We start from the raw sequence: 6835 nt of genomic DNA on the forward strand, positions 1-6835 counted from the left end.
AGTTGCGATCTCTTGATCGGGATCTTTCAAATTCTTCTTGGCTAGCTCACCGAGCGTTTGAATTTGTCGTGCCGCGTCGTTGGACGCAAGCGACGCGAGCGCATCCGCTTTTTGTGCTTCGGTCAGCGGAGCTTCGGCTTCGGCCTTGGCTTGGGCGGCGGCCATCGCTCGTTCCTCTGCCCGTTTTTTTGCCTCGGCTTCGATCGCATCGATTTCCTGCTGCGATAACCGCTCGTATTTCATCGTGATCGGAAGCGTTGTGGTCGAGTTTTTGCTTTTGACAATTAGCTTGTAACTAAACTCGATCCCCGCAGGCATATTCTCGGACTTGTCGAATGACCAAGTTCCCGAGCCGGACATTTCATAGGCGACACCATCCTCGGTTTCCGGCATCTTCAATTCGTAGTCCTTTTTGAATAGGACCAAGTCTTTCTGATGCCGCAGAAGCTGGAAGCTTGTCCTTTCAATCGCGGCACGTATGGTGTCATCATTGTTATTCCTACGGCCAAAAGGATCGAAACCGCCAGGCCCAAAGCCTCCGGGGCCGAACCGGTCTTGGCGGTCCTTTTGCGTGACCGCGATCCCCGAGTCGATCTGCCATTTCTTTTCGTCCGTCTCGGGCAGCGGCTCAAACGGAATCAGCGAGACATTGCCGAGCAAGAAAGGGAGTTGGGAATCGCCCACCAATTTGATCACTTCGCCGCGCGTCGACATCGTGATTTGGTTGGTGGTTTGCGTTTTGCCAGCGAAGGCGGGTCGCGAAAACGGACTGGGCATCGACGGTGGGAATGAACCAAACCCAAACGGACCTCGCATCCCACGATTACCCGCCTTGTACGTTTTCGATTCTGATAATCCGCCCCGATACGTCAGTTGGATCAGATTCGCATCTACACTATTGACCTCGTACTTTGTGATCCCTTTGTAATGCGTCGTTTCGCTTCCGCTATCGGCGTTAATCTCAAATCGATAGGCGAATTGCGAATCGGGCTTGGGTTGGTAACGAAGCACTTGGGCCGTGACCGGCGGTGATGCCAATCCCAATACAGACACGGATAAAAACAGCAGAATGCAGTGGGCACGACTTCGGAGTGCGAAAATCATGGGGCGTCCTTCGAGGCGACTCTGGTTTCGAGAGGGGGGGAGGAGTAGAAGCCTTGATTCTAACCGCTTTCTACTGCGAGATTCGGTAAAGCGCGTCCGCGGTGCGAAGTAAAATGGAATCTTCAAAAACGCCCAGCGATGCAAGGGTTCGTTCTTCGATCGGATTGGTGGCGAGAACCTCGAATTCGCGACCGGCGCGGACCACCGTGGTGACACCCTCTTCACTGGTGAAATAGATCCGGTCGCCGGACATCAACAACGACGCGGAAAAGTTGCCACCGATTCGTTTGCGATAAACAATCTCGCCCGTCTCGGCTTCGGCACACATCGCGATCCCATCGTCGCTGACCCAATAGATCAATCCATCGGCGGCGACCATCGACGGCGTCTTGGAGACACTCTTGTTGGAACGCCACTGAATATGTGTGTCGGTCACCACGCCGGTGCCGGTCGGACGGATCGCCAGCAGTTTGCTGCTGTCGTAGCTGGTCGAAACAAACACGAGCCCGCGATGAAAGATCGGTTTGGGGATCACGGAATAACCATCGTAGCGAACATCCCAAATCGTTTCCCCCGTTTTCGGGTCCAAACCAAAGACGCAATCGCTGCCGGGCGCAACCACTTGTTTTTGACCATCGACTTCGATCAATGTCGGTGTCGCAAACGAGAACGTGCGAATTGAAAAGATCATTCGCAACGTTTGCCAAGCAAGTTCACCGGTGTCGGCATGCAGAGCAACGATTTTAGGTTCTTTGTCACCGTCACAAGTAAAAATGAGGAGGTTGTCGACCAAGATCGGGGTTCCGCCATTGCCATGCTGAGGGCTGAAGTACAAATCACGATTGGTCCACAAAATCTCGCCCTGCTTGCTGACGCATGCAGTGCCTTGGTAGCCAAAGTGGACAAAGATGCGATCGCCATCGATGATCGGCGTGGGGCTGGCGTGACTGTTCTTAGAATGGATTTTGGGCGATCGATCCTTGGTTTGCTGCATTACCGGAATCGTCTGCAACAGTTCGCCACTGGCGGCGTCGATGACCAATAGTGACAGCGAAAACTCTTTCGCCACATCCTCGGACCCTACCGCTGGTTCGGCGGGGATCGCTGTGGTCACATAAATACGACCGTCATCACAGACGGGGCTGGACCAACCTTTGCCTGGCAATTCGGTACGCCAATCAATGTTCTTTTCAGACGACCATTGCAACGGCAACTTGGCGCCCGAGCGCACGATCCCGTCGCCGCCCGGTCCACGAAACGCTGGCCACGCTTCGTTGCCATGGACGCATGGGGTCAGAGATAAAATTGCAATGCAAGCAGACAAAGACAGCTGGGTACGAACCGCAGTGAACATAACAATTCCAAGCAAAAAAACTCGAGGAAGGCAAAGGGGAGCCAGGAGGACTTCGATTGTAATCTCGCCAGCCACGGCCCGAGAGCCAATGACGTCAACATTTTACTTCTCAGGACGACGAAAGTGCTACAATCGGGATGCTTCTCCTGCTCGGCACCGCCGCTCCGTTTCGCCTCTCTTTTCTTGAGCTCACTCGATGAATGAACATCAAGCAAAAATGCTTCGCCAAATGGCCGTGTTTGGGGGACTGAAAAATGAGTCGCTGGAATTGATTCTGGGAGAGTCGCATCGGCTTGTGTTGGCAGCGGGCGACTATTTTTTCCACGAAGGCGACCCGGGCGAGTCGCTGTACGTGATCGAAGCGGGGACCGTGTTGATTCAGCGGATGTGGAGAGATGAATCGATCACGCTGGGACGTTTGGCAAGCGGCGATTGCTTTGGCGAAATGTCGCTGATTGATTTTCAGCCGCGATCCGCTGCGGCGCAAGCAGAATGCAATTGCGAAACGATTGAAATCCCACGCACGGTGCTGCATTCGCTGTATCGCATGAACGTCGAGCAGTATGCGATGATCATGATGAATCTGGGTCGCGAAGTCAGCCGACGGTTGCGGATTGCTGACGATTGCTTATTTCAACTGCAGCAGGACCATGGCGTCGAAACGCCATTTGCCGGCACGGTCTAAACGGTAGCGTTCTGCCGCACTTATTTTCCGCCGTACCAAATGCCGCGGCGCCAATTGTGTCGTCGCAAACGCGTGATCGCCTCGTCCGGCAAATCTCGCAGTTGGCTCGTTCGAGTATTCTGCTCGACCTGCTTGACCGTACGCATACCTGCAACCACCGTGCTCACCTCGGGTCGCGAGAGCGCAAATTTTAGTGCGACATCGGCCATGGAATAATCGTCTGATAAACCCAGCGCATCCATGTCGGCACGAATTTCGGCAACGCGGTCGGCAGTCCGCTGCATCCGGTCTCCGGCAAAATACTGGCTGCGAAAATCGTCTTCGGGGAAAACATGATCACCGCTGTATTTGCCCGCCAACGATCCCTCGTCCAAAGCAACCCGGACGATCACACCGGTTCCCGTTTCGGCCGCGACCGGCAAGATTTGAGCGGCAGCATCCTGGTTAAACAGATTGAAAATCACCTGAACGACATCGACCAATCCATTTCGCATCAACTGCACCACACAATCCTGGTCGTGCTCGGGGGTACTGACGCCGATCAAGTTGATCTTGCCCTCGTCTCGCAATTGACGCAGCACCAACAACGGTTGAGGATCGTCGTTCCAGCCGCGTGTCCAGGTATGCAGTTGCAGCAGATCGATTCGCTCGACAGCGAGGTTCGTCAAACGCTGGTGAATGTTGTCTCGCAGATAGGCTGCGGAGTAGCGATCTTGCCAGCGGCAATAGGGACTCGGCGGCCACGGTCCGGGGCTGGGGGGCGTTTTAGTGGCAACAAAGACCGGCTCACTGCGATCCTTCAATACTTTGGCGATCAGCATCTCACTATGTCCGTTGCCGTAGCCCTCGGCGGTATCGATAAAGTTAACACCTCGATCGATCGCCGCGTGAAGTGCTTGCAGCGACACGTCATCGCTTTGTGGCCCCCACTGCCCCCCGATCGCCCATGCACCAAAGCCAATCTCAGAAACCTTTGATCCGTCGGGGGGGAGCAATCGCGTGTGCATGGGTGTGTTTGGGTTGAGGGATTAGGTTGGGTTTGTCGGTTGGCGAATGAATACAGAGTCAGACGATGCTTGCTTTGCATCTTTCTTGGTCTGTTCAGCCGAAGATCTCATCTTCTGACGCTGGTTCTACCGAAAACTAGCTAGGACGGCGAGTCGGTCGTCGTATTGTCTTGAAAGCCGGCGTGCATGCCAGCATTCTTTCTTGAGGTGGTTCGGTGCCAAATATTTCTCCGATCCCGCGGCTTACGATTGTGGTCCCGGTGACGGAAGACCTTCAGTCTTTCGAAACCAGTTTGATCAGTGTTTTAGAGCATCAGCCCAGCGGCTGTGAAGTGATTGTTGCTCACGACGGGACTTATGAAGACCCGTTCGAATTGGGTGACGAAGTTCGCTTTGTGTCCGCTGACTCGGCTGAATTGCTCGAACTGATCTCCGCAAGCGCTTCGGCAGCCCGCGGTCGATTTGTCCATGTCTTAAGTGGCGGCTTTAAGGCAACAGAAGGTTGGGTTGATGCCGCACTGGAAAAATTCGAACATCATGATGTCGCGGCAATCGCTGCGGTCGTTCGGAGGGAGCAAACGGGACGGATTGTCGGAGCCGGTTGGTTCGACAGTGCGTCACGGCTTTGCCAACCCGCTGGTGTATCGCAGACGAAATTGAGTCGCCAAGAGATCGCGAAGATCGATGGCGTCTTTGTCGAAGCATCGTTTTGGCGACGCGAGTCACTGCGAAACGTCTGTCATTGCTATCGCGGCAACAGTCTGCTCGAATTCTCGTACACCGCTGGACTGGCATTATCGCAATCCGGTTGGCGATGTGTAACAGCAGAACAGTGCAGCTTGGTTTCCGACCAAGACCACACCGCATGGAACAATGCGTCGTTCCGACGGGGAAAGCGTCTGTGGGCGATTCGCCAAACCGCATGCAAGGACCGCAGTGGGTTCCGCGATGGACTGCGAGGGATGCTAGCGAATCTCGGTCGACCTTCGCGTCTACGAGAATCGATCGGCATGATGACCGGTGGTTCCGCAACCGCCGAAATGAAGCGACGCGTGCATATCGACGAAGTGAAATCGATTGACGAGTGTGAAGCGGTCCTCCCGCTTCCCAATCGTTCGTTCGCACCCTCGCGACGCGCTGCCTAATCTGACGTACTGCATAGCACGACGTGCGGTTTAAGTTGCAGCTTGCATTCTGAATGAAGAGCATCATTTTTCTGCTGTGGGGCAATTCGTTGCCCTCAGCAGTGAGGGGAATGATGGGCCGGTTCTTCGGCCCGTTCATCCCTCATGAAAAACCAATTCGCTGAATCGAAATTGGCTGCCCCGAAATTGGCTGCCCCATCTCATCGAAATCGGCGTACTCACGCTCTGAAATCTAATTCACTCTTTGAATTCAAAGTGAGTCTCAGCTCGCTCTTATGTATCACGCAACTTCGTAAAGAAATTGCACAATCGACGTCACCCCACGCTAGCAATCAGGCTTGCTAGCGACCGAGACGTTTTGCTCTTCCATGATGATGGTCATCGGAGCGGTACCACGCGGCGCTACTTCCTTGCGGTCCAACTCACCACGAACCACCCGCACTTCACGCGGAGCTTCGATTCCGATCGCAACTCGATTCGCCGAGATTCGATTGATCGTCAGAACGATGTTGTCACCGATTAGGAGTTGCTCACCTTCTTTGCGGCTTAAAACTAGCATTGTTTTCTTCCCTGATTGGTAGGTTGAACTTCTTGAACGTGATGGATACATACACTTTTTGTGCCAAAATCGCTTCCATTAATCAGATAGTTTCCACCGCTTCGCCAAACTTTAATAAAACTCAATGAAATGCGGAAAACCGCAGGTTACTGAGACATTCCTTTGCCTTTGCGAAGCGATTGAAAAATTATCATTATGGTTGCACATTGACCTCTAAATCTCATCCGTCGATACCGAAATGATTCATTGGTCTCGATTTGAGACAACTTAAATCTCATCTTTGGCTCGACAGAAGAAGTATCAGCTAGCGGTTTGACACGTCAGGTCACAGCAATGAAATCTTTTCGAAGAAACTTCAAAAAGTGTTCATGGACACGAGCCCGCCGCTGATTTAGTGAGGGCGATATCGCGCTCTGAATGTCACCACTTAAGAAGGCTCGCGAGTTTTTCGCGGCTAGGTTCCATTACGATTCCCCGCTCGGTAATGATCGCGGTGATCAGGTCTGCGGGAGTCACATCGAAAGCGGGGTTGATCACGTTCGCGGCGTCGGGGACGAGCTTGACGCCGTGGGGGTTGGCGACTTCGTCACGGCCGCGTTGTTCAATCGGGATCAGATCGCCTTTGGCGAGCGCAGGATCAAACGTGCTCGAGGGCGCCGCGACATAAAACGGCACGCGGTGATAGCGGGCGAGCACGGCTAGGGGGTAAGTCCCGATCTTGTTTGCAGCGTCGCCGTTGGCAGCAATACGGTCGGCGCCAACGATCACCGCGTCGATCTGTCCCGACCGCAGCAGGCTTCCCGACATCGAATCGGTCAACACCGTAACCGGAACACCGGCTTGAGACAATTCCCATGCGGTCAAGCGAGCGCCTTGCAGAAGAGGCCGCGTTTCATCGGCGAACACCTCGATGGCGTGCCCCGCTTCGTGCAGATGGTATATCGGCGCGAGCGCCGTGCCCCACATCGACGTCGCCAAACC

At 54.1% G+C, this 6835-nt stretch carries 7 protein-coding genes; 2 read left to right on the plus strand and 5 right to left on the minus strand.

Translation table 11 applies throughout. From position 1 onward, the window contains the following. Both ABX962_RS25790 and ABX962_RS25795 read right to left on the minus strand, forming a co-directional pair. The coding region (locus ABX962_RS25790) for a hypothetical protein (RefSeq protein ID WP_372723641.1) at positions 1-1104 on the minus strand (1104 nt) is incomplete at its 3' end. 70 nt (positions 1105-1174) lie between these two features. Further along, on the minus strand, positions 1175-2458 hold the full coding sequence (locus tag ABX962_RS25795; protein WP_372723643.1) for a PQQ-binding-like beta-propeller repeat protein: 1284 nt from the start codon (positions 2456-2458) through the stop codon (positions 1175-1177). Positions 2459-2654: 196 nt separating this feature from the next. Between ABX962_RS25795 and ABX962_RS25800 the strand changes: the two genes are divergently transcribed. Beyond that, positions 2655-3143, plus strand: coding sequence for a Crp/Fnr family transcriptional regulator (locus ABX962_RS25800; RefSeq protein ID WP_372723645.1), 489 nt, complete (start codon positions 2655-2657; stop codon positions 3141-3143). Between the two features lie 20 nt (positions 3144-3163). Here ABX962_RS25800 and ABX962_RS25805 read toward each other — a convergent pair whose 3' ends face one another. Next, positions 3164-4150 (minus strand): aldo/keto reductase, encoded by a 987-nt coding sequence (locus tag ABX962_RS25805; RefSeq protein ID WP_372723647.1) that lies wholly within the window; start codon positions 4148-4150, stop codon positions 3164-3166. 215 nt (positions 4151-4365) lie between these two features. Here ABX962_RS25805 and ABX962_RS25810 point away from each other — a divergent pair, with 215 nt between their 5' ends. Next, positions 4366-5295, plus strand: coding sequence for a glycosyltransferase family 2 protein (locus ABX962_RS25810; protein ID WP_372723649.1), 930 nt, complete (start codon positions 4366-4368; stop codon positions 5293-5295). A 325-nt stretch (positions 5296-5620) separates the two neighbouring features. On the opposite strand, the gene ABX962_RS25815 is transcribed toward ABX962_RS25810, so the two are convergent. After that, positions 5621-5854, minus strand: a complete 234-nt coding sequence (locus ABX962_RS25815) for a carbon storage regulator (protein WP_339936318.1) — start codon at positions 5852-5854, stop codon at positions 5621-5623. Positions 5855-6274: 420 nt separating this feature from the next. Continuing rightward, positions 6275-6835: s-methyl-5-thioribose-1-phosphate isomerase (locus ABX962_RS25820; RefSeq protein ID WP_372723651.1), on the minus strand; the 561-nt coding region annotated here is incomplete at its 5' end.

It is taken from the genome of Novipirellula sp. (genome assembly GCF_041583735.1).
In the GTDB taxonomy this organism is placed as follows: Bacteria; Planctomycetota; Planctomycetia; order Pirellulales; family Pirellulaceae; genus Novipirellula.

Coding starts and splice junctions, on each gene's coding strand:
- ABX962_RS25795 (WP_372723643.1), bottom strand. CDS start 2,458: ATGTTCACTGCGGTTCGTACCCAGCTGTCTTTGTCTGCTTGCATTGCA.
- ABX962_RS25800 (WP_372723645.1), top strand. CDS start 2,655: ATGAATGAACATCAAGCAAAAATGCTTCGCCAAATGGCCGTGTTTGGG.
- ABX962_RS25805 (WP_372723647.1), bottom strand. CDS start 4,150: ATGCACACGCGATTGCTCCCCCCCGACGGATCAAAGGTTTCTGAGATT.
- ABX962_RS25815 (WP_339936318.1), bottom strand. CDS start 5,854: ATGCTAGTTTTAAGCCGCAAAGAAGGTGAGCAACTCCTAATCGGTGAC.